The 24,129-nt window shown below is 61.0% G+C and carries 22 protein-coding genes; 11 read left to right on the forward strand and 11 right to left on the reverse strand.

Annotation, left to right across the window (positions count from 1 at the left end; translation table 11 throughout):
• Window positions 1–107: 107 nt before the first annotated feature.
• Complete coding sequence (locus AB4N92_RS09845) at window positions 108–305, forward strand: hypothetical protein (RefSeq protein ID WP_010207094.1); 198 nt, start codon at window positions 108–110, stop codon at window positions 303–305.
• A 195-nt stretch (window positions 306–500) separates the two neighbouring features.
• Here the strand turns inward: AB4N92_RS09845 and gbcB are convergent, their stop codons facing one another.
• Complete coding sequence (gbcB, locus tag AB4N92_RS09850) at window positions 501–1,601, reverse strand: glycine-betaine demethylase subunit GbcB (protein ID WP_010207095.1); 1,101 nt, start codon at window positions 1,599–1,601, stop codon at window positions 501–503.
• 282 nt (window positions 1,602–1,883) lie between these two features.
• Between gbcB and gbcA the strand changes: the two genes are divergently transcribed.
• Window positions 1,884–3,179, forward strand: a complete 1,296-nt coding sequence (gene gbcA / locus AB4N92_RS09855; RefSeq protein WP_010207096.1) for a glycine-betaine demethylase subunit GbcA — start codon at window positions 1,884–1,886, stop codon at window positions 3,177–3,179.
• A 771-nt stretch (window positions 3,180–3,950) separates the two neighbouring features.
• On the opposite strand, the gene etfB is transcribed toward gbcA, so the two are convergent.
• The 6 genes from etfB to AB4N92_RS09885 all read right to left on the reverse strand — a co-directional run bounded on the left by etfB (window position 3,951) and on the right by AB4N92_RS09885 (window position 11,738).
• On the reverse strand, window positions 3,951–4,721 hold the full coding sequence (gene etfB, locus AB4N92_RS09860) for an electron transfer flavoprotein subunit beta (RefSeq protein ID WP_010207097.1): 771 nt from the start codon (window positions 4,719–4,721) through the stop codon (window positions 3,951–3,953).
• A 10-nt stretch (window positions 4,722–4,731) separates the two neighbouring features.
• On the reverse strand, window positions 4,732–5,952 hold the full coding sequence (gene etfA, locus AB4N92_RS09865; protein WP_044287995.1) for an electron transfer flavoprotein subunit alpha: 1,221 nt from the start codon (window positions 5,950–5,952) through the stop codon (window positions 4,732–4,734).
• On the reverse strand, window positions 5,952–7,892 hold the full coding sequence (gene dgcB, locus AB4N92_RS09870) for a dimethylglycine demethylation protein DgcB (protein ID WP_042571446.1): 1,941 nt from the start codon (window positions 7,890–7,892) through the stop codon (window positions 5,952–5,954). Before dgcB ends, etfA begins: the two co-directional genes overlap by 1 nt.
• A gap of 183 nt (window positions 7,893–8,075) precedes the next feature.
• Entirely contained in the window at window positions 8,076–10,136 is a 2,061-nt protein-coding gene (dgcA, locus tag AB4N92_RS09875) for a dimethylglycine demethylation protein DgcA (protein WP_010207100.1), read from the reverse strand.
• A 15-nt stretch (window positions 10,137–10,151) separates the two neighbouring features.
• Complete coding sequence (locus tag AB4N92_RS09880; protein WP_016977793.1) at window positions 10,152–10,682, reverse strand: DUF5943 domain-containing protein; 531 nt, start codon at window positions 10,680–10,682, stop codon at window positions 10,152–10,154.
• A gap of 78 nt (window positions 10,683–10,760) precedes the next feature.
• A complete protein-coding gene (locus AB4N92_RS09885; RefSeq protein ID WP_010207105.1) occupies window positions 10,761–11,738 on the reverse strand; it encodes a dipeptidase in 978 nt (325 codons plus the stop codon).
• A 219-nt stretch (window positions 11,739–11,957) separates the two neighbouring features.
• Between AB4N92_RS09885 and AB4N92_RS09890 the strand changes: the two genes are divergently transcribed.
• Both AB4N92_RS09890 and AB4N92_RS09895 read left to right on the forward strand, forming a co-directional pair.
• Window positions 11,958–12,359, forward strand: a complete 402-nt coding sequence (locus AB4N92_RS09890) for a lysozyme inhibitor LprI family protein (protein WP_016977792.1) — start codon at window positions 11,958–11,960, stop codon at window positions 12,357–12,359.
• A gap of 41 nt (window positions 12,360–12,400) precedes the next feature.
• Window positions 12,401–12,817, forward strand: a complete 417-nt coding sequence (locus AB4N92_RS09895) for a DUF3010 family protein (protein WP_010207109.1) — start codon at window positions 12,401–12,403, stop codon at window positions 12,815–12,817.
• A 120-nt stretch (window positions 12,818–12,937) separates the two neighbouring features.
• Here AB4N92_RS09895 and AB4N92_RS09900 read toward each other — a convergent pair whose 3' ends face one another.
• Window positions 12,938–13,078 carry a hypothetical protein gene (locus tag AB4N92_RS09900; protein WP_236266834.1) on the reverse strand — a complete coding sequence of 47 codons (141 nt, stop codon included), beginning with the start codon at window positions 13,076–13,078 and terminating at the stop codon, window positions 12,938–12,940.
• Window positions 13,079–13,154: 76 nt separating this feature from the next.
• A complete protein-coding gene (locus AB4N92_RS09905) occupies window positions 13,155–14,099 on the reverse strand; it encodes a GlxA family transcriptional regulator (RefSeq protein ID WP_010207111.1) in 945 nt (314 codons plus the stop codon).
• A gap of 207 nt (window positions 14,100–14,306) precedes the next feature.
• Between AB4N92_RS09905 and AB4N92_RS09910 the strand changes: the two genes are divergently transcribed.
• From AB4N92_RS09910 to AB4N92_RS09935, 6 genes are all read left to right on the forward strand, one after another.
• Complete coding sequence (locus AB4N92_RS09910) at window positions 14,307–15,251, forward strand: choline ABC transporter substrate-binding protein (protein WP_010207112.1); 945 nt, start codon at window positions 14,307–14,309, stop codon at window positions 15,249–15,251.
• A gap of 73 nt (window positions 15,252–15,324) precedes the next feature.
• Entirely contained in the window at window positions 15,325–16,212 is an 888-nt protein-coding gene (locus AB4N92_RS09915; RefSeq protein ID WP_010207113.1) for a beta-keto acid cleavage family enzyme, read from the forward strand.
• Between the two features lie 142 nt (window positions 16,213–16,354).
• Window positions 16,355–17,320 (forward strand): L-carnitine dehydrogenase, encoded by a 966-nt coding sequence (locus AB4N92_RS09920; RefSeq protein ID WP_044287998.1) that lies wholly within the window; start codon window positions 16,355–16,357, stop codon window positions 17,318–17,320.
• A gap of 14 nt (window positions 17,321–17,334) precedes the next feature.
• Window positions 17,335–17,811 carry a thioesterase family protein gene (locus AB4N92_RS09925; protein ID WP_010207115.1) on the forward strand — a complete coding sequence of 159 codons (477 nt, stop codon included), beginning with the start codon at window positions 17,335–17,337 and terminating at the stop codon, window positions 17,809–17,811.
• Window positions 17,812–17,838: 27 nt separating this feature from the next.
• Window positions 17,839–18,999, forward strand: coding sequence for a gamma-butyrobetaine dioxygenase (locus AB4N92_RS09930; protein WP_236266813.1), 1,161 nt, complete (start codon window positions 17,839–17,841; stop codon window positions 18,997–18,999).
• 360 nt (window positions 19,000–19,359) lie between these two features.
• Window positions 19,360–19,623: a hypothetical protein gene (locus tag AB4N92_RS09935; RefSeq protein WP_010207120.1), complete on the forward strand. Its 264-nt coding sequence runs from the start codon at window positions 19,360–19,362 to the stop codon at window positions 19,621–19,623.
• Window positions 19,624–19,729: 106 nt separating this feature from the next.
• On the opposite strand, the gene gbdR is transcribed toward AB4N92_RS09935, so the two are convergent.
• Window positions 19,730–20,833 carry a choline metabolism transcriptional regulator GbdR gene (gene gbdR, locus AB4N92_RS09940; protein ID WP_005792167.1) on the reverse strand — a complete coding sequence of 368 codons (1,104 nt, stop codon included), beginning with the start codon at window positions 20,831–20,833 and terminating at the stop codon, window positions 19,730–19,732.
• A gap of 503 nt (window positions 20,834–21,336) precedes the next feature.
• Window positions 21,337–22,713, reverse strand: coding sequence for an L-serine ammonia-lyase (locus tag AB4N92_RS09945; RefSeq protein WP_021491298.1), 1,377 nt, complete (start codon window positions 22,711–22,713; stop codon window positions 21,337–21,339).
• A 415-nt stretch (window positions 22,714–23,128) separates the two neighbouring features.
• On the opposite strand from AB4N92_RS09945, the gene AB4N92_RS09950 reads away from it, so the two are divergent.
• Entirely contained in the window at window positions 23,129–24,076 is a 948-nt protein-coding gene (locus tag AB4N92_RS09950) for a choline ABC transporter substrate-binding protein (RefSeq protein WP_010207122.1), read from the forward strand.
• The last annotated feature ends 53 nt before the right edge of the window (window positions 24,077–24,129 follow it).

A 24,129-nucleotide genomic window follows, 5' to 3' on the forward strand; every position in this document is an offset into this window, starting at 1 on the left:
TGCCTTGGTTAGGATTTCGTCACCCCGAACAAACGGACGCGTTTTTTCGGGGCTGACTGCCTGCCGAATATTCGGCTGGAAAGGGAAATCCTATAGAGGGCAACATCATGGAAATTCAACGCTACACGATTGACTCGCAACGCCGAGACGCCACCAGCGCCACACTCGTCAGCCTCGACGACCTGAGGAAGCTGGCGAATGTCGGCGACACCATCGTCGAGCCTTCCAGGCTCTTTACGGTCACCGGCAAAGAGTTCGAAATGACAGCATCCGGCGCGTACACCATCAACCTTTTCGTCCGCTAACCACTAAGGCTCGCGCCGCAGACTCATGACCTGCGACGCGGCACTGATGTGATTTCGCTCACAAGGCCTTCGGCTCTTGATGCTCTATTTCCCGGTGCCCTGGACGGCGGTCAACTGCATGTTCATCGCGGCCTGCGACCGCCACGGCGGAGCGCGCGGCGTCAACCGGGTCGGCGGCCAGCACTCTACTGAGGGTCAGAACTCGATGCGCACATCACCCTTCGGCACACTGCAGCACGACAGGATATAACCTTCGGCTTCGTCTTCTTCGGTGATGCCACCGTTGTGCTCCATCTCCACCTCGCCGCCCAGCTTCATCACCTTGCAGGTGCCGCAGATGCCCATGCCGCAGGCTTTGGGGATCAACAGGCCAAGCTTGGCGGCTGCGGCATGCACGGTTTCGCCGGGGGCGACGCGAATGCTTTTGCCCGACGCAATGAACTCCACCTGGTGCAGATCCGCCAGGTCGATTTCCGGCGCGTCGGCGGCTTGTTCGGCTTGCTCCACCGCGTCCGCACGGGCTTCCGGCGGTGTGGCGCCAAACGATTCCTCGTGGTACCGCGTCATGTCGAACCCTGCCACTTCCAGCAGGCGCTTTACCGCGTTCATGTAAGGCGTAGGGCCGCAGCAGAACACTTCGCGCTCCAGGAAGTCCGGCACCATCAGTTCCAGCATCTTGTGGTTCAGGTAACCGCGATAACCCGCCCAAGGCTCACCCAAACCATGTTTTTCGCAGATCAGGTGCAGGCTGAAGTTGTCGATCCGCGACGCCATATGCTCCAGCTCGCGGTGGTAGATGATGTCCTTGGGCGAACGGGCGCTGTGGATAAACGTCATGTCGACGTTGGCGTTGGTGTCGTAGAACCAGCGCGCCATCGACATCACCGGCGTGATGCCCACGCCGCCGCTGAGGTACAGCACTTTCGGACTCGGGAAGTCGATGGCGTTGAACAAGCCCACCGGCCCGTGCACCGCCAACTCTTGCCCTTCATGAAGGGTATCGTGCAACCAGTTGGAAACCTTGCCGCCCGGCACGCGCTTGATGGTCACCGAGAAGCTGTAAGGCACCGAGGGCGAGCTGGAAATGGTGTAGGAGCGCATGATCGGCTGGCCGTCGATTTCCAGCTCCAGGGTGACGAATTGCCCTGGCTTGAAAAAGAACAGGATCGGCTGGTCGGCCATGAAACAGAAGGTGCGCACGTCCCAGGTTTCCTGGATGACTTTGACGCAACGGACAATGTGTCGACCATTGGCCCAGGTCTGGGTGGTTACCGGATTCAGGAAATTATTGGACATGTTGTTCTCCACCGCCGACATCGGCCTTATGGTGGCGATTCTGCGTAACGTCAGAACCACCCATTTACCTATCTGCGACATTCACATACTTATCGCGACCAGCCCCCAACGACCTAGGGTTGCGCGTCGGGAACAGATTGGGCCATGTCGCCCATGGATAAGGTTCGCCACATCGCCGGCCCCACACTCGCTCCCAACAACGACGCTTTCTTTACGCCTTGCAAAGCACCAACCGTAGCCACTATTCGCCGGCCACACAGAATGGCCATGAGGACACACACGATGGACGTCACCGCAACCTTAAGCTTGGGCGATCCGCTGGAACCCGCACGCAAGGCCACCGCGCAAATGCTGCAAGAGCGCGAGCGCACTTTCTCGCTGCCGCAGCCGTTTTACTCTGATGAGCGGTTGTTTGATATCGACATGCAGGAGATCTTCCAGAAAGAGTGGTTGATCGCCGGCATGACCTGCGAGATCCCGGCCAAGGGCAACTACCTGACCCTGCAAGTGGGCAAGAACCCGATCATCGTGATCCGTGGCGCCGAAGGCGTGGTGCATGCCTTCCACAACGTGTGCCGTCACCGTGGTTCGCGCTTGTGCACCAGCGACAAGGGCAAGGTCGCCAAACTGGTCTGCCACTACCACCAGTGGACCTACGAACTGGATGGCCGCCTGCTGTTCGCCGGCACCGAGATGGGCGCCGACTTCGACATGAAGCAGTACGGCCTCAAGCCGGTCAACGTGAAGACCGCCGGTGGCTACATCTTCATCAGCCTGTCGGAGAACCCGCCAGCCATTGATGACTTCCTGTCGACGCTGAACCACTACATGGAACCCTACGACATGGAGAACACCAAGGTGGCGATTACCACCACCTTGATGGAGAAAGCCAACTGGAAGCTGGTGCTGGAAAACAACCGCGAGTGCTATCACTGCAACGCGTCGCACCCGGAACTGCTGAAAACCCTGCTGGAATGGGACGACGTCACCGACCCGCGCGCCGACCAGGCGTTCAAGGACCACGTGGCCGCCTCCGCCGCCGCCTGGGATGCCGAGAAGATCCCTTACGCCCACGCCAGCTTCGGCCTGCGTAACCGCATCGTGCGCATGCCGCTGCTCAAGGGCACCGTGTCGATGACTCTGGACGGCAAGCAGGGCTGCGCCAAACTCATGGGCCGCATCAAGAACCCGGACCTGGGCTCGATGCGCATCCTGCACCTGCCCCACTCCTGGAACCACTGCATGGGCGATCACATCATCGTGTTCACCGTGTGGCCGATCAGCGCTCAGGAAACCATGGTCACCACCAAGTGGCTGGTGCACAAGGACGCCGTGGAAGGCGTGGACTACGACGTGGACCGCATGCGCCAAGTGTGGGACGCCACCAACGACCAGGACCGTCGCCTGGCCGAAGAGAACCAGCGCGGGATCAACTCCACCGCTTACCAGCCAGGCCCGTATTCCAAGACCTATGAATTCGGCGTGGTGAACTTCGTGGACTGGTACAGCGAGCGCATGTTGAGCAACCTGGGGGCCGCTCCGGCGCCTTACCTCAAAGGCGTTGCGGCTCACGAGTAACCTTCCCCTCTGTAGGAGCCGGCAAGCCGGCTCCTATGTAGTGTTCAAATTTTAATCAAAACCTCTGAACCCCTCTCCTGACGTACCCTCCAGCCTTTACCCAACAACTTATCCACAGAGCCACCCACAGCAATTGTGGGCAAGTGCGCCTTCCCCCCTAAATTAAATGAAGAAAATCCGTGACTTATTTGAGTACCGGGGTTTTGTCAGCGGTTGATCACTTATTGATCAAACCCCTGAAAGCGTTGTATTACGTGACGTGTAGAGGTACGCAAACACCTTATCCACAGAAGCACCAACAGACTTTGGGGGCAACTTGCACGACGCTGTGGAAAACCCCTTCAAAGCTTCATAAATCGCGGTTTCCAGAGATTCCGGTGAGTAAATACCCCTAATTGATCATATTTTGATCAGTCGATTGAAAGCCTTGATTAATAAGGGCTGCAGCCGATAGCGAACACGTTATCCACAGAAGCGCCAACAGAGTATGGGGGCAACTCTGTGCGTAAAAATGCCCGGGCAGCGCAAAAAAACCGAGTAAAAACCGTCAGTTAGCCTGGTTGTTTTTCGTACAAAGGGCTGGAGGGCTTGATTGTAACGGGCTGTGGACAACCGCGAACAGGTTATCCACAGACGGGTCAACAGGGATTGTGGGTAATCCCACGGACAGTGCAAAACCAAGGTGGGAGCGGGCTTGCTCGCGAAGGCAGGTGTCAGCCAACACAGGCACTGGCACACCGCATTCGCGAGCAAGCCCGCTCCCACATTCGATCAGCGTACGACGCCTTCCTCGATCAACAGCTTGAGAATGGCCTCGGCGCCCGCTTCCGGGCTGAGCCCCTTGAGCACTTGACCACCGCCACCACTGGCCTTGGCCGTGGCGGCTTTCATGCGGTCAGCACCGCTCTTGGCTTTGATTACCTTGAGGCGCTTGGGGCGTGGCTTGGCCGGCTGCAGCACGGCGTCTGTGAATAACTCGTCTTGTTCGATTTCGACTTCGTGGGCCGCCAGCTCACCGCGCTGCGCCGGGCCGAAGGCACTCTGCCGAGGCTTGGGCGCGGCGTTATCCACCGTCGCCAGAAACGGTAGGCGTACCTTCAGGCGTCGTCGTTGCCCACGTGGCAGAGCTTGCAGCACATGGGCCACACCGCCGTCGATGGACTCGACCTGCGCCAGCCCGACAATCAAAGGCCAACCCAATTGCTCGGCGAGCAAAAACGGCAACATGCCCGAGCCTTCACCGGTTTCCGCCTGGCTGCCGGCGAGCACCACCTGGGCACCGGCGTCACGCAGGTATTCACTGAGCACCGGCAAGGCATCACTGCCCGCTGGCTGCTCCAGCACATGCAACTGCGGCAACCCCATGCCCAGGTAGCTGCGCAGGGTCGGCTCGCTGATGTCGCCCGCGTGTAGCACCTGCAACTTATCCCCAGCCATTTGCAGGCCGAGCTCCACCGCGCGCGCGTCTTGCTCGGCACGGCGTGGTCGCCCGGAGGTCGGGTGGGCGCCGATGGACACCAAGCTGATAACATTTGTGTTCATGCTCATATCCTCAAGCCGCGTCGCGCTTGGCGCCGTTGCGGTGGGCCTCGACCGCGACGATCAAGGCTTGCAGAATCGCGGCGCTTTCGCCGATCACCGACAGGTCGGCACGCTTGATCATGTCGCAACCGGGGTCGAGGTTGATCGCCACCACCTTGTCGCAGGCACCGATGCCCTGCAGGTGCTGGATCGCCCCGGAAATGCCCACGGCCACATAGACCCGTGCCGTGACCCAGGTGCCGCTGGCGCCGACCTGGCGATCACGCGCCATATAGCCATCGTCCACCGCTACCCGCGACGCGCCTTCAGTGGCGCCCAGAGCCGCAGCGGTCTGGTGGAACAGGGCCCAGTCCTTCACGCCGTTACCGCCGGAGAAGATGAATTCCGCTTCGGCCATGGGAATCGCCGCCGGGTCTACCGCCACGGCACCTAGATCTTCGATCCGTGGCAGGCTGCGCGCCAGGGTTGTGGATAACTCCACGGGCAGTACTTCATGACGTGTCTCGCTGACCGGATCGGCACACTCGGCGGCCGCAAGGATCAGGCGTGGCAGCGGCCGGGCCAAATCTTCCTGGCCCGCACCGGCGCGACCGATACACGACTCGCCTTTGATCTGCCACACCCGCGTGGCCGGACGCTGCTTGAGGCTGGCGGCAAAACGCCGGCCCAGCTCGCCGCCACCGCTGCGGCTGTCCGGCAGCAGCCAATGGCGGGGGTTGAGCTGGTTATCCACAGCGCGCAGGCCCTGGACGCGTTGCTCCGGTGAATAACCGTCGAACTCATGGCCCTCCAGCACCAGCAGGCGATCAACGCCCGCTGTGGCAAAGGTGGTTTCTTTATGCTCGCCAAACACCACTGCCAACACTGCGCCGTCGTTGCCGGCGAGCTGCCGCGCCAGGCCGAGCAAGTCGCGGTCGTGACTGCTCAGGCGGCCGCCGACCATGTCCGGCACCACGTTGATGTAGAACGCCGGCGCCGGAACCTGGTGCAGCGGCAACTGCACCTCGACCGCCGCCGTACGCTTCGCCGCGCCGCCCTGCTGGGCGCCGCTGCGGTCGATACGCTTGATCCCGTTGGGGCCGATAAAACCAACGCCATGCACGTTCTTGCGGACAACGCCGTTGGGCCCCATCCAGCTGTGTTGCACGGGCTGCATCGCCGCATGCAGGGGATGAAGACGGTTACGGGCGATCCATTCGGCCCGTGGGTCGCGGCGGATAATGTCGCTCATCAATGCACCTCCGCAGGTTCGCGCTTGGATGGAACGTTGGCTGGCGCCTCTTCAAGCAATGCATCCGCCACCAGCTCGGCGATATCTTTGATCAACGGGCGCGGCTCAACCACACCCTCGAGCATCGCGGTGCATTGCGGGCAACCCACGGCCACCAGTTCGGCGCCGGTTTCGCGGATGTCTTCCATGCGCATGTCGGGGATACGTTGCTTGCCGGGAATGTCGGTAATCGGCGCCCCGCCACCGCCGCCGCAGCAGCGTGAGCGGAAGCCCGAACGTTGCATCTCCTTGACCTCGATGCCCAGGGCTCGCAGCACCTGACGCGGCGCTTCGTACTCACCGTTGTAACGGCCCAGATAGCAAGGGTCGTGATAGGTCACGCTGCTGCCCTTGTGCTGGCCCAGGTTCAACGCGCCCTCATCGATCAGTTGCGCCATGAAGGTGCTGTGGTGCTGTACGCGATAATGACCGTTGAAGGCGCCGTACTCGTTCTTCAGTACATGAAAGCTGTGCGGGTCGCAGGTCACGATGCGCTTGAAGCTGTACTTGGCCAGGGTCTGGATGTTGCGTGTGGCCAACAACTGGAAAGTCGCTTCATCACCCAGGCGCCGCGCAACATCGCCGCTGTCGCGCTCCTCCAGGCCGAGTACCGCGAAGTCGACCTGGGCCGCTTTCAGCACTTTGACGAAGGCGCGCAGGGTACGTTGGTTACGCATGTCGAAGGCACCGTCACCGACCCAGAACAGTAGGTCGCAACTGCCTTTTTCGCTGAGCAGCGGCAGGTTCAAATCTGCCGCCCAGTTCAGGCGACCGCCCGGTGCGAAGCCGCCGGGGTTGTCGGTGGCGATCAGGTTTTCCAGGACTTCGGCGCCTTTGTTCGGGGTCGCGCCCTTTTCCAGGGTGAGGTGGCGGCGCATGTCGACGATGGCGTCCACGTGCTCGATCATCATCGGGCACTCTTCCACGCAGGCGCGGCAGGTGGTGCATGACCACAGGGTTTCGGCGTCCACCAGGCCGTTGACGATCGGCTGATGGGGGTTGCCGCTGTGCTCACCGATGGGTTTGCCAGGATAGGGGCTGCCGGCGAACTTGGCATCGGTGCCGCCCGCCAGGCCGACCACCATGTCCTGAATCAGCTTTTTTGGGTTCAGCGGCTGGCCGGCGGCGAAGGCTGGGCAGGCGGCTTCGCATTTACCGCACTGCACGCAGGCGTCGAAACCGAGCAGTTGGTTCCAGGTGAAGTCCTTGGGTTTTTCCACGCCCAGGGGCGCGCTTTTATCACTGAGGTCCAGCGGCTTCAAACCGGTGGAGCGGCCACCTCCGAAGCGCTCGGCACGGCGGTGCCAGGCCAGGTGCAGCGCACCGGCAAAGGCGTGTTTCATCGGGCCGCCCCAGGTCATGCCGAAGAACATTTCGGACACGCCCCACAGCACACCGACGCTGAGCAACGCCGCCAGCAGCCAGCCGCCAAAGTCCACCGGCAGAATTCCGGCCACCGGCAGCGTTACCAGGAAGAAGCTTACCGAGAACGCCATCAGGCTTTTCGGCAGGCGCATCCAGGGGCCCTTCGAAAGGCGTGAAGGCGGATTACGGCGACGCAGGTAAACAAAGGTGGCGCCGACAAACATCAGCACCGACGCCAGCAGCAAGGCATAGCCGAGGATGCGGTTCTGCAGGCCGAAACCATGGACCAGAATGGCGAGCAACGCCGACAGCACAAAACCCAGCGCGGTGGCGACGTGGGTATTGGCGATGTATTTGTCGCGAGCGACCACGTGGTGCAGGTCGACCATGTAGCGCTTTGGCATAGCCAACAGGCCGCCCAGCAGGTTGACCTTGGACGCGCGGCCACGGCGCCACATGTTCACTCGGCGCAGGGCACCGAGGACGGCAAGGCCCAGGGCGGCAAACAAGAGAATCGGAAGAAGGGTGTTCAACATGGTGAAGCTCCCAAAGACCACGCGGGTCCAGCATGGAAGCCGGATCACTGTGGGAGCTGGCTTGCCTGCGATGGCATCGCCTCGGTTTCACTCAAGACCGAGTCGCCTGCATCGCGGGCAAGCCCGGCTCCCACATTGATCAGCTCCCACATTTAGATCGAGTACACAGTGGTTCGGTGGTTTCTAGAAATCCTTGCACAAGCGCAGGGCGTCATAGATCGCAGCATGGGTGTTGCGCTGCGCCACGCAGTCGCCAATGCGGAACAGCAAGTACCCATCACCCGCCTCGCTCAGGCAAGGCTGCGGCTTGATCGCGAACAAGGCTTCAACGTCGATCTGGCCTTTGTTGCGCGAGCCTTCCTTGAGCGCGTAGTAAATGGCTTCGTCCGGACGCACGCCGTTCTCCACCACCACCTGATCCACCACCCGCTCCTCTTTGGCGCCGGTGTATTCGTTCTCCAGCACCGCCACCAGCTTGTCGCCCTCGCGGTAGACCTTCTCCAGCATCATGTCGCCGGTCATGATCACTTCCTTGGGGTACATGCTGCGGTAGTAGGTCGGGAACGACGTACCGCCGATGGCCACGCCCGGCTTGATATCATCGGTGACGATTTCCACCTGGCAGCCTTTGTCGGCCAGGAAGTCGGCCACCGACATGCCGGTGAACTCGCAGATGGTGTCGTAGACCAGCACGTTCTTGCCCGGCGCGACCTTGCCATCGAGCACATCCCAACTGCTGACCACCAAACCTTCGGCGGCGCCCCAGTGTTCGTTCTGCTCGATAAACGGATGCCCGCCGACGGCCAGCACCACCACGTCCGGACGCAGGTCCAGGATGGTCTCTGCATCGGCCGCGACACCCAGGCGCAGGTCGACTTTCAAACGCGCCAGCTCCAACTGGAACCAACGGGTGATGCCGGCAATCTGGTCACGCTGCGGCGCCTTGGACGCCGTGGTGATCTGCCCACCAATAAACTCTTTCTTCTCGAACAAGGTCACGTCATGGCCACGCTCGGCGGCCACGCGTGCAGCCTCCATCCCGGCCGGGCCGGCACCGACCACCACGACTTTGCGTTTCGCCCCGGTGGACTTCTCGATGATGTGCGGCACGCCCATGTATTCACGAGAGGTCGCGGCGTTCTGGATGCACAACACATCCAGGCCCTGGTACTGGCGGTCGATGCAGTAGTTGGCACCGACGCACTGCTTGATCTGGTCGATCTGGCCCATCTTGATCTTGGCGATCAAGTGCGGGTCGGCAATGTGTGCACGGGTCATGCCGACCATGTCCACATAACCGCCTTCCAGAATGCGCGTGGCCTGGTTCGGGTCCTTGATGTTCTGCGCGTGCAGCACCGGGACCTTGACCACTTCCTTGATACCGGCGGCCAAGTGCAGGAACGGCTCCGGTGGATAACTCATGTTGGGGATCACGTTGGCCAGGGTGTTGTGCGTATCGCAACCCGAGCCCACCACGCCGATGAAATCGAGCATGCCGGTGTCGTCGTAATACTTGGCGATCTGCTTCATGTCCTCGTGGGACAGGCCGTCCGGGTGGAACTCGTCACCGCACAGGCGCATGCCCACGCAGAAATCATCACCAACTTCGGCGCGTACGGCTTTCAGCACTTCCAGGCCGAACTTCATGCGGCCTTCAAAGGTGCCGCCCCACTCGTCGGTACGTTTGTTGACCCGCGGGCTCCAGAACTGGTCAATCATGTGCTGGTGCACGGCAGACAGTTCCACACCGTCCAGGCCACCGGCCTTGGCGCGGCGCGCGGCCTGGGCGTAGTTGCCGATCACACGCCAGATTTCTTCCGGCTCGATGGTCTTGCAGGTGGCACGGTGCACCGGCTCACGCACGCCCGACGGCGACATCAGCGTCGGCCAGTTAAAGCCGTCCCAGCGCGAGCGACGGCCCATGTGGGTAATCTGGATCATGATCTTGGCGCCATGCTTGTGCATGGCGTCGGCCAGGTTCTGGAAGTGCGGGATGATGCGGTCGGTGGACAGGTTGACCGAACTCCACCACTCCTGCGGGCTGTCGATGGCGACCACCGAGGAACCGCCGCAGATCGCCAGGCCGATACCGCCCTTGGCTTTCTCTTCGTAGTACTTCACATAGCGGTCGGTGGTCATCCCGCCGTCGGTCGCATACACCTCGGCGTGGGCGGTGCTGAGCACGCGGTTGCGGATGGTCAGTTTGCCGATCTGGATCGGCTGGAACATTGCTTCGAAAGCCATGGCACGGTCCTCGGCTTACAACGGCTTGACGGTGAACAGGCCGTCATCGTGGCCCTCTTCGGAGCCTCCGTAGACTTGTTCGGCGACAGTGCGGATCTGGCTGCCGCGTGCTTGCAGAATCTGGTCCATGGCACCGGCAAACCAGCCGGTGAACATGTAGTCCACTTTGCGCCCGACCTTGCCGTACACGTAGACGAACGCCGAGTGTTCCAGCTTGACGCTGGCGGTGCCTTTATCGAGGTCGATGTCCTGAATCTTGAACAGGCCCCAACCGCGCTGCGACAGGCGCTTCATGTAGTGCTCAAACACCGCGACGCCTTCCAGGCCATGGCATTCAGCTTCTTTCTCGCACCAGTGCCAGGCGGATTTGTAGCCGGCCTTGTAGAGGATCTCGGCATAGGCGTCGGCGCCCAGGACTTCTTCGATGCCGATGTGGTTATTGACGAAGAAATGGCGTGGCACGTACAGCATCGGCAAGGCGTCGGAGGTCCAGACACCGGTTTCGCTGTCGACTTCGATAGGCAATTGCGGGGCGATCTTGGCCATGGAAACTTAACTCCAGAAAAATTCTTGTTAATGCCCCCGGCGCGAACAACCGGGGGAAGAAGAGGCGTTGGCGGTGGGTTATTCGCCCCAGACGTCCTTGAGGACGTTGACCCAGTTCTCGCCCATGATCTTGCGTACCACGCGCTCGGGGTGGCCGCGCTTGAGCAGGGTCTCGGTGAGGTTGGGGAACTCGCCCACGGTGCGGATGCCCAGCGGGTTGATGATCTTGCCGAAGCTGGTCAGACGGCGGGCGTAGCCTTTGTCATGGGTCAGCATTTCGAAGAAATCCTGGCCATGGCCTTGGGTGAAGTCAGTGCCGATGCCGATGGCGTCTTCGCCGACGATGTTCATGGTGTACTCGATGGCTTCGGCGTAGTCGTCGATGGTCGAATCGATGCCCTTGGCCAGGAACGGCGCGAACATGGTCACACCGACAAAGCCGCCGTGGTCGGCGATGAACTTGAGTTCTTCATCGGACTTGTTGCGCGGGTGCTCTTTAAGCCCGGACGGCAGGCAGTGGGAGTAGCACACCGGCTTTTTCGATTCGAGGATGACTTCTTCTGAGGTCTTGGAACCTACGTGGGACAGGTCGCACATGATGCCGACGCGGTTCATCTCAGCAACGATTTCACGGCCGAAACCCGACAGGCCGCCATCGCGCTCGTAGCAACCGGTGCCAACCAGGTTCTGGGTGTTGTAGCACATCTGCACCACACCGACGCCGAGCTGCTTGAAGATCTCGACATAGCCCAGCTGGTCTTCGAAGGCATGGGCGTTCTGGAAGCCGAAAATGATGCCGGTCTTGCCTTGTTCCTTGGCCTTGCGGATGTCAGCGGTGGTTTTCACCGGGATCACCAGGTCGCTGTTTTCACGGATCAGGGTCTGGCTGGCCACGATGTTATTGATAGTGGCCTGAAACCCTTCCCACACCGACACGGTGCAGTTGGCGGCGGTGAGGCCCCCTTTGCGCATGTCCTCGAACAGGTCGCGGTTCCACTTGGCAATAATCAGCCCGTCGATAACGATGCTGTCGGCGTGCAATTCGGCTGGGCTCATCAGGCGTCCCCTTATTGGCGATTCATGCGCCGAATCGTCTGCCGGCGCTTTGGGGCCAGCATATGCCCAGGGGCCGACAGAGCCGGGTGCAAAAACGACAGGGGAATTGCCGAAAGCGTCAATCCGCGACAAAGGCTGTTGTGAGAGGCCTGACTGGCGACTGTTCTTTGTCTTACGCTTGAGCCAGAATTCCCGCATCACCTGATATGAGACGGCGCAATGAAATCGATTTTCCTGGCTTTGGCACTCATCGCAACCGGCGTTCACGCGGCCGAAGACACCGACAGCACGCCGTGCGACGGCATCGAAAACGACAAGCAAACCCTGGAATGCGCCTCTTACAACAAAACCACCGCTGAACAGCTGCTCAAGGATAACTATCAGGGCCTGCTGGAACGCATGGCTTCGACCTATGGCAGCGACAAGACCAAGCTGGCGGACATTACCGCTCGTCTGAAGGATGCCCAGCAGAAGTGGGAAAAATTGCGCGACGCTGATTGCGCGGTGGACACCTTCCCAGCGGTAAACGGCACCAAGGCGTACGCGATTGCGCAAAATGATTGTTTGGCACGGATGAGTGATGAGCGGTCGGAGTTTTTGGAGTCGATTGGCCAGGAATAAGCGACAATCCTCGTCACTTTCTCTCCGAACCAAGGCTATTCATGAAGACTTGCGGCATCGAAATCAAAGGCAGCGAAGCCATCATCGCCGTCGCCTCTCTGGACAACCAGGTGTTGACCCACGTCGCTCTGGCCACGAAAAAAATCGCCCTTGAAGACGACGATGAAGCGGCCAACGTCAAAGCCTTCGCCGCTCAGGTGAGGGCGTTTGTGCAGGCAAACGCCATCGAACGTATCGCGATCAAGAAGCGCAGCAAGAAAGGGGAATTCGCCGGTGGCCCGACCACGTTCAAGATTGAAGGGGTGTTTCAGTTGCTGGAGGGTGTTGAGGTGACGCTGTTGTCGCCACAGACCCTCAATGCACAGAACAAGAAGCACAACTTTGATCTGCCGGCGACGCTGAACAAGTATCAGCATGAGGCGTACAAAGCGGCGTGTTCGGCGCTGGTCAAGAAGTAAGCCACACCATCAATCAGGGTGGGAGCGGGCCTCGCGAAGGCGGTGTGTCGGTATCAGAAGTGCTGACTGACACGCCGCCTTCGCGAGCAAGCCCGCTCCCACATTTGATCTCTGTGTTCTTCAGGCCGCTGCACGCTGGGGAATGGTGAGGGCGTTCCAGGCACTTTCGAATTCGGTCCACACGCCGGCGCGCAGCAGTTGGCCCAGATTGCTCGTTTCCCCGAGCTCCAATGCCACCTCACCAAGGAGGGTGCGCAACATTTCCGGGCGTCGGCCCACCAGATTATGAAAAGAACTGTAAATCATAGTCGCGAATACAATTAACTATAATCAGCCGTCAAACCACCTCCCGCCGCCGATCCTCCCTTGGGCATTTTGCAAACCGTGCCCGATAACTGCGGGTGAAATACGACGGCGATTCAAACCCGCACGCAATACTCACTTCCAGCACGCTCATGTCGCTCTGACGCAGCAGTTGCCGGGCTTTTTCCAGGCGCAGGCCGAGGTAGAAGTTACTCGGCGTGTCGTTCAGGTGCAGGCGAAACAGGCGCTCCAGCTGACGGCGCGTCACTTTGATCGCCTCGGCCAGGGCCAATGTGCTCAGGGGCGGCTCGGTGTGCTGCTCCATCTCGCCGATCACTTGCACCAGCTTTTTGTTGTTGATGCCATAACGCGTGGCGATCTGCATGCGTTGGTGGTCTTTGCGTGGGCGGATGCGGCCGAGCACAAATTGCTCGGAGACCTGGATCGCCAGCTCAGGGCCGTGGGCCTGGGCGATCAGGTCGAGCATCAGGTCGATGGAGGCCGTACCCCCGGCGCAGGTGATGCGGCGGCGGTCGATCTCGAACAGTTCCTGGGTCACGGTGAGCTGTGGATAAGCTTCCTTGAAGGCGTCGATGGCTTCCCAGTGCAGGGTCAGGCGATGACCGTCGAGCAGGCCCGCTTCAGCCAGCACACAGGCGCCAGTGTCGATGGCACCGAGGGTCACGCCCTCGTGGTCGAGGCGGCGCAGCCAATGTTCCAGCGCAGGGGTCGCGAACTGCAGCGGTTCGAAACCCGCCACCACCAGCAATGTGGCACCTTTCTTCAACGGTTCCAGCGCCGCATCGGCGTTGACTGACATGCCATTGCTCGCCAGCACCGCGCCGCCATCGGCACTCAACACATGCCAACGGTACAGCTCGCCGCGAAAGCGGTTGGCCACCCGCAGGGGTTCCAGCGCGGAGATAAAGCCGATGGCCGAGAAGCCTGGCATCAGCAGAAAGTAGAAATCCTGGGACATGGTGGCGCTCTCGTCGGACGGGCAGCGTGGCACTGTGATACTCCCGTTCTCGGGTGGATTCAAGGGGGCAGGTCGCTGCAGTGCAAGAGCTGGTCGCCGCCGTGCGTTTTGTCCCCTCCAAAGCTACGTAACTTAAACCCGCAACATCAGCCTCACGGCGCATAAAGACGCCGGCCCCCACAATAACGACCTGCCGAGGGATCCACCATGAACCGACTGATCAGCCGCTGTGTGCTTGCACTCAGCGCCAGCGCCATCTTGAGCACGAACGTACTGGCTGCCGACGCGGCATCTTGCCAGAACGTGCGCATGGGCGTGGTGAACTGGACCGACGTAATCGCCACCAGCGCCATGACCCAAGTGTTGCTCGACGGCCTCGGCTACAAGACCAAACAGACCAGCGCCTCCCAGCAAATCATCTTCGCCGGCATCCGCGACCAGCGCCTGGACTTGTTCCTGGGTTACTGGAACCCGCTGATGACCCAGACCATCACACCGTTCGTCGACGCCAAGCAAGTCAAGGTCCTCGACAAACCCAGCCTGGAAGACGCCCGCGCCACCCTCGCCGTGCCGACTTATCTGGCAGACAAGGGCCTGAAAACCTTCGCCGACATCGCCAAGTTCGAGAAAGAACTGGGCGGCAAGATTTACGGCATCGAGCCAGGCTCAGGCGCCAACACCCAGATCAAGGCAATGATCGCCAAGAACCAGTTCGGCCTGGGCAAGTTCCAACTGGTGGAGTCCAGTGAAGCCGGCATGCTCGCCGCCGTCGACCGTGCGGTCCGCCGCAAGGAAGCCGTGGTGTTCTTCGGCTGGGCGCCGCACCCGATGAACGTCAACGTCGCCATGACCTACCTCACCGGCAGCGACGACGCCCTCGGCCCGAACGAAGGCATGGCTACCGTGTGGAGCGTCACCGCGCCGAACTACGCCGAGCAGTGCCCCAACGTGCACAAACTGCTGACCAATCTCACCTTCACCGCCGCCGACGAGAGCCGGATGATGCAGCCACTGCTGGATCACAAGGACGCCATCGAGTCTGCCAAGCAGTGGCTCAAGGATCACCCGCAAGACCAGGCGCGCTGGCTGGAAGGGGTGACCACCTTCGACGGCAAGCCGGCAGCGGCCAACCTGAAATTGACCAGCAAGTAAGCCCATTTCAATCACCGTTTCGCGGCCACTTTCGGCCGCGAACGGCACCACTATGCCTGTAAGGAACCGCCTCATGAACCACGACGTCATCATCACCTGCGCACTCACCGGTGCTGGCGACACGACCAGCCGAAGCCCACACGTGCCGGTCACCCCCAAACAAATCGCCGCCGCCGCGGTGGAAGCCGCCAAGGCAGGCGCCACGGTTGTGCACTGCCATGTGCGTGACCCTGAAACCGGCAAGTTCAGCCGCGACGTCGCCCTGTACCGCGAGGTGATGGAGCGCATCCGTGAGGCCGACATCGACATCATCGTCAACCTCACCGCCGGCATGGGCGGCGACCTGGAGATCGGCGGCGGCGAGAACCCGATGGCGTTCGGCCCCAACACTGACCTGGTCGGCCCCTTGACTCGACTGGCCCACGTCGAAGAGCTGCTGCCAGAAATCTGCACGCTGGACTGCGGCACCCTGAACTTTGGCGACGGCGACACCATTTACGTTTCTACCCCGGCACAACTGCGGGCCGGCGCCAAGCGCATCCAGGAACTGGGCGTGAAAGCCGAGCTGGAAATCTTCGACACCGGTCACCTGTGGTTCGCCAAGCAGATGATCAAGGAAGGCCTGCTGGACGACCCACTGTTCCAACTGTGCCTGGGCATCCCATGGGGCGCGCCGGCCGACACCACCACCATGAAAGCCATGGTCGACAACCTGCCCGCCGACGCCGTGTGGGCCGGCTTCGGCATCGGTCGCATGCAAATGCCAATGGCGGCGCAAGCGGTGCTGCTGGGCGGCAACGTGCGGGTCGGTCTGGAAGACAACCTGTGGCTGGACAAAGGCGTGCTCGCCACCAACGGCCAGTTGGTGGAGCGGGCAAGTGAAATTCTCAGCCGCCTGGGCGCACGGGTCATGACCCCGGCCGAGGGCCGCGTGAAGATGGGCCTGACCAAACGCGGCTGACTTCCAAACACCCCACAACCCTGTGGGAGCCGGGCTTGCCCGCGATTGCGGTACGTCAGCCACCAAATGCACCAACTGACACACCGCTATCGCAGGCAAGCCAGCTCCCACCGGTGATCACCGAACTCTTTAGGAACTTGCCATGCGCTTTATCACTGAAATCAAAACCTTCGCCGCCCTCGGCAGCGGTGTTATCGGCAGCGGCTGGGTGTCCCGCGCCCTGGCCCATGGCCTGGATGTGATCGCCTGGGACCCGGCGCCCGGTGCCGAAGCCGCGCTGCGCAAACGTGTTGCCAACGCCTGGGGCGCCTTGGAAAAACAAGGCCTGGCGCCGGGTGCATCCCAGGACCGCTTGCGCTTTGTCGCCACCATTGAAGAGTGTGTGAAAGACGCTGACTTCATCCAGGAAAGCGCCCCGGAACGCCTGGAACTGAAACTCGACCTGCACAGCAAGATCAGCGCCGCCGCCAAGCCGAATGCGTTGATTGGGTCGAGCACGTCCGGCCTGTTGCCAAGCGAGTTCTACGAGGGCTCGACCCATCCTGAGCGGTGCGTGGTCGGCCATCCGTTCAACCCGGTTTACCTGCTGCCGCTGGTGGAAGTGGTCGGCGGCAAGAACACTGCGCCGGAGGCCGTTCAAGCGGCGATCAAGGTGTACGAATCCCTCGGCATGCGCCCACTGCATGTGCGCAAGGAAGTCCCGGGCTTTATCGCCGATCGCCTGCTCGAAGCCCTCTGGCGTGAGGCCCTGCACCTGGTCAATGACGGCGTCGCCACCACCGGCGAAATTGACGACGCCATCCGCTTTGGCGCGGGCCTGCGCTGGTCGTTCATGGGCACTTTCCTGACCTACACCCTGGCAGGCGGCGACGCAGGCATGCGCCACTTCATGGCGCAATTCGGCCCGGCGCTGCAATTGCCGTGGACCTACCTGCCAGCGCCGGAGTTGACCGACAAGCTGATCGACGATGTGGTCGACGGCACCAGCGATCAACTGGGCAAACACAGCATTTCGGCGCTGGAGCGCTATCGTGATGACTGCCTGCTGGCGGTGCTGGAGGCGGTGAAAACCACCAAAGCCAAGCACGGCATGACCTTCGCCGAATAAGGGAAAATCCTGACATGCCCGCACTGACCACCTACACCACCCAGGTCCACCCCGACTGGGTGGACTACAACGGCCATCTGCGCGACGCGTTCTATCTGCTGATCTTCAGCTACGCCACCGACGCGCTGATGGACACCCTGGGGCTGGACAGTGAAAACCGCGAAGCCAGCGGCCACTCACTGTTCACCCTGGAGTTGCACCTCAACTACCTGCACGAAGTGAAGCTGGGTGCCGACGTGGAGGTGCATACCCAACTCATCGCCCACGACGCCAAGCGCCTGCACCTCTATCACAGCCTGCACCTGGTTGGGGATGAAAAGGAACTGGCGGGCAACGAGCAGATGTTGTTGCACGTTGATCTGGCCGGTCCACATTCGGCGCCGTTCACCGAGTCCACACTGGAAAAACTCACGGCTATCAGCGCGGAGCAGGCTGACCTGCCGCGCCCCGCCCTGCTTGGCCGAGTGATTGGACTACCGCTGAAAAAATAGCCACTGCAAATACCCTTAGGAGCCACCATGCAAACCGCCGCCGCTGTCGCCGATTTCCGTACTTACCCGAAGATCTGCGACATCGCGGATGTACGGGTGCTGGAGGATCAGATCCTTGTGCAGTGGGCCGATGGACGGGTCAGTCCGTTTCATCATCAATGGCTGCGAGACAACTGCCCGTGCACCCAATGCGTGTACAGCGTGACGCGCGAGCAAGTGCTGGAGATTGTGGATGTGGACGCCCATCTCAGGCCGGCCTCGGCCCGTATTGATCAAGGCAACCTGAGCCTGGAATGGAGCGGCGGCCACCGCAGTCAGTACGATCCGGGTTGGCTGCGGGCGCATGCCTACGACGATGAATCCCGTGCCGAACGCCGTGCGGCAACGCCCAAATCGCGGCTGTGGGACAGTCGGTTCCCGCTACCGGTCTTTGAGTATTCGGCCGTCATGGAAGACCCGAGCGCGCTGCTGCAATGGTTGCTGGCGCTGCGCGATTCTGGCCTGACGCAAGTCCGAGGCGTCCCCACCGAGCGCGACTCCCTGGCGCTGGTGGCCAAGCGCATTTCCTTCATCCGCGAGAGCAACTTCGGCGTGCTGTTCAATGTGCAATCCAAGGCCGATGCCGACAGCAATGCCTACACCGCTTTCAACCTGCCCTTGCACAGTGATTTGCCCACACGAGAGCTGCAACCGGGCCTGCAATTCCTGCATTGCCTGGTGAACGATGCCAACGGCGGCGAAAGCATTTTTGTCGACGGGTTTGCCATCGCCAACGCCCTGCGCACGGAAGATCCCGAAGCGTTCAGGGCGCTGTGTGAAATCCCGGTGGAGTTTCGCAACAAGGACCGTCACAGCGACTATCGCCGCCTGGCGCCGATCATTGCACTGGATGCCTTGGGCGACGTGGCGGAGATTCGCATGGCCAACTTTCTACGCGGGCCTTTCGAGACCAGCGTGGCGCAGATGCCGCTGCTGTATCGGGCGTATCGGCGGTTTATTGCGAAGACGCGGGAGGATCGTTTTCGGCTGGTCAAGCGCCTGAACCCGGGCGAATTGTGGTGCTTCGACAACCGTCGCACCCTGCATGCGCGCAATGCGTTCGATCCGGCCTCCGGGGCACGGCATTTCCAGGGCTGCTACATCGACCGCGATGAATTACTGTCGCGCATCCGGGTGTTGCAGCGGTAGACCGCGGCGCTGCCATCGCAGGCAAGCCAGCTCCCACAGGGAAATGCACTCCAAATGTGGGAGCTGGCGTGCCTGCGATGAGGCCGGTACTCACGCCACAAATCCCAGGCTAAAAAAAGCCCCGATCCAGCCGTGACTGGATCGGGGCAGAGTGCCTTGTGTGAGCGTTACATCCTGAGGGTGACCAAACCTTCAAGCTGAGTGCTTGAGTTCAGTGTGCCCATTAATACGGTCGGTAAATGGCCCGAAAACGACCTGCTCATAGCCATCTGAGGCATTCGTGCAATCTGCCCTTGCCGACCCTTTGGACGGCAACCAGAATCCAGGTCAAACCCCGTTCCCTTCACCAGGATAAACGTCATGATGCACGCGGATTTGATTGACCAGGATGACCTGCTGGGCCAACTGCGCTCACTGGGTTTCGAAGTGTCCAGCGGCGCCACCGCCGAGCAGGCCTGCGAGTGTGCGGTGCGTGGTTTGAGCGAGGCTCGGGCCAAGGCGCTCAAGGGGATGGTTGAGCAGATGTACACCGGCAGCGCGACGATCTTGCCGGCGGTGCGGCAGGCGATCGATAAGCAGTTGCTGCCGGCCTTGGTGCAGTTCAAGCAGAACTCGGGCGCCTGATAGTCCGCATTCGCGAGCAGGCCCGCTCCCACATTCGACCGCATTTCAAAGGTGGAACTCGGTCACCTGTGGGAGCGGGCTTGCTCGCGAACGCAGGCGACTCGGTCTAGAGCCTTACGCTGGCGAAAGTCGACTCGTTCCTGGCCTGGCTCAACGCCGACATCGGCCCCGACAACGGTGACAATACCAGCGCCTGCGGGATCGGCATCATCGCCACCTGCTGGGTGGTGTTGGAACCTACGCGCTCATCCCGTGGCGGAATGCCAAAGTATTCGCGGTAGCACTTGGAGAAGTGCGGCGTAGACACGAACCCGCACACCGACGCCACTTCGATGATCGACATCGGCGTTTGCTTGAGCAACTGCCGTGCGCGGATCAAGCGCAGCTTGAGGTAGTAGCGCGATGGCGAACAGTGCAGGTATTTCTGGAACAGGCGCTCCAGCTGGCGACGAGACACCGCGACGTACACCGCCAGTTCGTCCAGGTCGATCGGCTCTTCCAGATTGGCTTCCATCAGCGCGACGATTTCCTGCAGCTTCGGCTGGTTGGTGCCGAGCATGTGCTTGAGCGGCACACGCTGGTGATCCTGTTCGTTGCGAATACGCTCGTAGACGAACATTTCGGAAATGGCGGCCGAGAGTTCACGGCCGTGGTCGCGGCTGATCAGGTGCAGCATCATGTCCAGCGGCGCGGTGCCGCCGGAGCTGGTGAAGCGGTTGCGGTCGAGGGTGAACAGGCGTGTGCTCATGGCCACGCGGGGGAAAGCTTCCTGCATCGAGGCCAGGCATTCCCAGTGCACGCTGCAATCAAATCCATCAAGCAAACCGGCGCAGGCCAGGGCCCAGCTGCCGGTGCACACCGCGCCCAGGCGACGGGACTGGCGTGCCTGGCTTTGCAGCCACGACACATGTTCACGGGTAACGGTGCGCTGGATGCCCACGCCGCCGCACACGATCACCGTGTCCAGGGCCGGGGCTTTGTGCATGGAAGCATCGGGGGTAATTTGCAGACCGTCGCTGGCCCACACCTGGTTTCCGTCGACGCTCAAGGTCGTCCAGCGATACAGCTCGCGGCCGGAGAGCTGATTGGCCATGCGCAGCGGTTCGACTGCGGACGCCAGGGAAATCAGCGTGAAATTGTCCAGCAGCAAAAAGCCGATGGATTGAGGCGCACGGTTCTGGGGTTGGGCCCCGGAGTTGAACGACGTCATCGCAGTATCTCCTCACACAAAAGCGGGTGATGGCCTCAGGCGAGGCTCTTGTTATTGCGCTCTACATCCAGCGAGGAGAGAGGCTTTGAATTGATAGAGCAAATGCCATGCCTAAAATTGAATGGCCGTCCAATAACTCCTAAAAACGACCTGATGACGTGTCTAGATAAGCCCGCGCCGCACGTACGGATATAGCCGAAATCAGCCGTAGGAATGAGCCTATCCACAGGGGATGAGCAGATCGGTAGCACTTGTGGGAAGGCGCTTTGCGGGCGTGGGAGAAGTCTGTCACCCAAAGCACGGGTGACAGCGGGTCGGGCGGGAAATCGTTCGGTAGCTACTTATCTGTTTGCGACGCGCTAAAAGGTGGCGCTTTTGGATCCGGTGTTCACTTTATGAGCAGTGTTGCTTGAACTGCCGCTATCGCGGGCAAGCCCGGCTCCCACAGGGGAATGTATTCCAAATGTGGGAGCTGGCTTGCCTGCGATAGCGGCGTCACTGGCTCAACACTCCACAGCACTCACCGCCAACCCGCCCCGCGATGTCTCTTTGTATTTGTCATGCATATCCGCCCCGGTATCGCGCATGGTGCGGATCACTCGGTCCAGGGAGATAAAGTGCTGGCCGTCGCCCCGCAGCGCCATTTGCGCTGCGTTGATTGCCTTCACCGCCGCAATTGCATTGCGCTCGATGCACGGTACTTGCACCAGCCCGCCCACCGGGTCGCAAGTGAGGCCCAGGTTATGTTCCAGGCCGATTTCAGCGGCGTTGCACAGTTGTTCCGGCGTGGCGCCAAGAATCTCGGCCAAGCCGGCGGCGGCCATGGCGCAGGCCGAGCCTACCTCCCCTTGGCAGCCGACTTCGGCACCCGAGATCGAGGCGTTTTTCTTGCACAGGATGCCTACCGCCGCCGCACCAAGCAGGTAGTCGACCACGTTGGCTTCGGTGACTTCCTCGCTGAATTTCATGAAGTAGTGCAACACCGCCGGGATGATCCCCGCCGCGCCGTTGGTAGGGGCCGTCACCATGCGCCCACCGGCGGCGTTTTCCTCGTTCACCGCCAGGGCGAACAGGTTGACCCATTCCATCGCGCTCAACGTCGAGCCGATCACATTGGGCTTGTTCAATTCCTGCAGGCTGCGGTGCAACTTGGCGGCACGGCGGCGCACGTTCAGGCCGCCGGGCAGTATGCCTTCGTGCTTGAGCCCCTGCTCCACGCAATCCTGCATGGCGCGCCAGAGCTTCATCAGTCCGCTGCGGATTTCTTCCTCGGAGCGCCAGGTTTTCTCGTTGGCCAGCATCAACTCGGCGACACGCAGGTTGTGAGTCTTGCACAGCTGCAACAGCTCGACTGCGCTGGAAAAATCATACGGCAGCTCGGTGCGGTCCATATCGGCCACGCCGCTCTGCGCCTGGGCTTCATCCACCACAAAGCCGCCGCCCACCGAATAGTAGGTGTCACGGTGCAGCTCACCGTGATCGCCCGTCACCACCAGGGTCATCGCATTGGGGTGGAACGGTAGGTTTTCGTCGAGCAGACGCATGTCCCGCGCCCATACGAAGGGCACCGGCAAACGGCCGTCCAGCAGCAGCGTATCGGTCTCGCGCAGGGTGTGGATGCGCAGGCCGATTTGCGATGGGTCGATCGCATCTGGCCATTCGCCCATCAGGCCCATGATGGTCGCGGTGTCGCTCCCGTGACCAATTCCGGTGGCCGACAATGAGCCGTAGAGCTGAACTTCGACGCGCCGCACTTGTTCCAACAGTTCACGTTCACGCAAAGCCTGAACGAACAACGCCGCGGCGCGCATGGGGCCGACGGTGTGAGAACTAGAAGGCCCGATGCCGATCTTGAACAGGTCGAAAACACTGATAGCCATTAACGTGGGACTCCGCAGGTGAACAGGCCGGACACCAAGGAGCTGCTACGCTCAGATCGCCCAGATGGCGGCATCATCAAGCTTTTACTTGCCGTCACGGCGTCTCACACCGACGCACTCATGCTCACCAGCGTCGCTCCCGTGCGATCGCCTGTTTTGGCCGTTTTTAACGGTGCAGATGGGCAAAAACTGCAGTTTTGCCTGTGGAAAAATCTGTAAGCGACGTCACCGACACTGGATACGACCATCCCTGTACTGGATACGACGCCCCCTGTAGGCGTCAGATTTTCACTGGTACATGATCAGTCTCGACTCGTTTGCAAGGCACCGTGCCAGAGCTGTTGTCGCACGCACCAACCGCAACACTTATAAAGCGCGGCGAATGCCGCCAGAAAAAACACAGGAGTCTACCCAGATGAAAGGTTCACCCTCGTTGTTGTTGGCCGCCATGCTGAGTCTGCCAGTCATGGCGCACGCCGCAGAACCGGCACAATGTCAGACCGTCAACTTCTCCGATGTCGGCTGGACCGACATCACCGTCACCACCGCGACTACCAGCGAGATCCTCAAGGGCCTGGGCTACAAGCCGCGCACCACGATGATTTCGGTACCAGTGACCTACAAGTCGCTGGCCGACGGCAAGAACATGGACGTCTTCCTCGGCAACTGGATGCCGACCATGGAAAACGACATCAAGCAGTACCGTGATGCCGGCACCGTGGAAACCGTGCGCGCCAACCTGGAGAACGCCAAGTACACCCTGGCCGTCCCGGAAGCGCTGTACAACAAAGGCCTCAAGGACTTCGCCGATATCGCCAAATTCAAGGATGAACTGGGCGGCAAGATCTACGGCATCGAGCCGGGTAACGACGGCAACCGCACCATCCAGACGCTGATCGACAAAGACGCCTTCGGCCTGAAAACCGCAGGGTTCAAAGTCGTCGAGTCCAGCGAAGCCGGCATGCTCTCCCAGGTCGAACGCGCCACCAAACGCGACCAGGCCATCGTGTTCCTCGGCTGGGAACCGCACCCGATGAACACCCGTTTCAAGATGAAGTACCTGACCGGGGGTGACGATTCGTTCGGCCCCAACTACGGCCAGGCCACCATCTACACCAATACCCGCAAGGGCTACACCGAGGAATGCAGCAACGTGGGCCAGTTGCTGAAAAACCTGGTGTTCACCCTGAATATGGAAAGCACCCTGATGGGTAATGTCTTGGACGACAAGATGAAACCCGACGCCGCGGCGAAAGCCTGGCTGAAGAAGAACCCGCAAGTCCTCGACACCTGGCTTGCCGGTGTCACCACCATAGATGGCAAACCAGGACTCGACGCCGTTAAAGCCTACCTCGCCAAGTAATCCGCTATCCCCGGGGCGGTGCGCTGTCCCGGGATGTTTTCCCTCTTCGCATG

The organism is Pseudomonas sp. S3_A09, from assembly GCF_054668065.1.

Bases quoted from the DNA above. Each gene is read 5' to 3' on its own strand.
- etfB (WP_010207097.1), bottom strand. From the start codon at position 4,721: ATGAACACAAATGTTATCAGCTTGGTGTCCATCGGCGCCCACCCGACC.
- AB4N92_RS09880 (WP_016977793.1), bottom strand. From the start codon at position 10,682: ATGGCCAAGATCGCCCCGCAATTGCCTATCGAAGTCGACAGCGAAACC.
- AB4N92_RS09895 (WP_010207109.1), top strand. From the start codon at position 12,401: ATGAAGACTTGCGGCATCGAAATCAAAGGCAGCGAAGCCATCATCGCC.
- gbcA (WP_010207096.1), top strand. From the start codon at position 1,884: ATGGACGTCACCGCAACCTTAAGCTTGGGCGATCCGCTGGAACCCGCA.
- gbcB (WP_010207095.1), bottom strand. From the start codon at position 1,601: ATGTCCAATAATTTCCTGAATCCGGTAACCACCCAGACCTGGGCCAAT.
- AB4N92_RS09845 (WP_010207094.1), top strand. From the start codon at position 108: ATGGAAATTCAACGCTACACGATTGACTCGCAACGCCGAGACGCCACC.
- AB4N92_RS09910 (WP_010207112.1), top strand. From the start codon at position 14,307: ATGAACCGACTGATCAGCCGCTGTGTGCTTGCACTCAGCGCCAGCGCC.
- AB4N92_RS09920 (WP_044287998.1), top strand. From the start codon at position 16,355: ATGCGCTTTATCACTGAAATCAAAACCTTCGCCGCCCTCGGCAGCGGT.
- AB4N92_RS09930 (WP_236266813.1), top strand. From the start codon at position 17,839: ATGCAAACCGCCGCCGCTGTCGCCGATTTCCGTACTTACCCGAAGATC.
- AB4N92_RS09915 (WP_010207113.1), top strand. From the start codon at position 15,325: ATGAACCACGACGTCATCATCACCTGCGCACTCACCGGTGCTGGCGAC.
- AB4N92_RS09925 (WP_010207115.1), top strand. From the start codon at position 17,335: ATGCCCGCACTGACCACCTACACCACCCAGGTCCACCCCGACTGGGTG.
- AB4N92_RS09890 (WP_016977792.1), top strand. From the start codon at position 11,958: ATGAAATCGATTTTCCTGGCTTTGGCACTCATCGCAACCGGCGTTCAC.
- AB4N92_RS09945 (WP_021491298.1), bottom strand. From the start codon at position 22,713: ATGGCTATCAGTGTTTTCGACCTGTTCAAGATCGGCATCGGGCCTTCT.
- etfA (WP_044287995.1), bottom strand. From the start codon at position 5,952: ATGAGCGACATTATCCGCCGCGACCCACGGGCCGAATGGATCGCCCGT.
- AB4N92_RS09950 (WP_010207122.1), top strand. From the start codon at position 23,129: ATGAAAGGTTCACCCTCGTTGTTGTTGGCCGCCATGCTGAGTCTGCCA.
- AB4N92_RS09900 (WP_236266834.1), bottom strand. From the start codon at position 13,078: ATGTTGCGCACCCTCCTTGGTGAGGTGGCATTGGAGCTCGGGGAAACG.
- dgcA (WP_010207100.1), bottom strand. From the start codon at position 10,136: ATGGCTTTCGAAGCAATGTTCCAGCCGATCCAGATCGGCAAACTGACC.
- AB4N92_RS09935 (WP_010207120.1), top strand. From the start codon at position 19,360: ATGATGCACGCGGATTTGATTGACCAGGATGACCTGCTGGGCCAACTG.
- gbdR (WP_005792167.1), bottom strand. From the start codon at position 20,833: ATGACGTCGTTCAACTCCGGGGCCCAACCCCAGAACCGTGCGCCTCAA.
- dgcB (WP_042571446.1), bottom strand. From the start codon at position 7,892: ATGTTGAACACCCTTCTTCCGATTCTCTTGTTTGCCGCCCTGGGCCTT.
- AB4N92_RS09885 (WP_010207105.1), bottom strand. From the start codon at position 11,738: ATGAGCCCAGCCGAATTGCACGCCGACAGCATCGTTATCGACGGGCTG.
- AB4N92_RS09905 (WP_010207111.1), bottom strand. From the start codon at position 14,099: ATGTCCCAGGATTTCTACTTTCTGCTGATGCCAGGCTTCTCGGCCATC.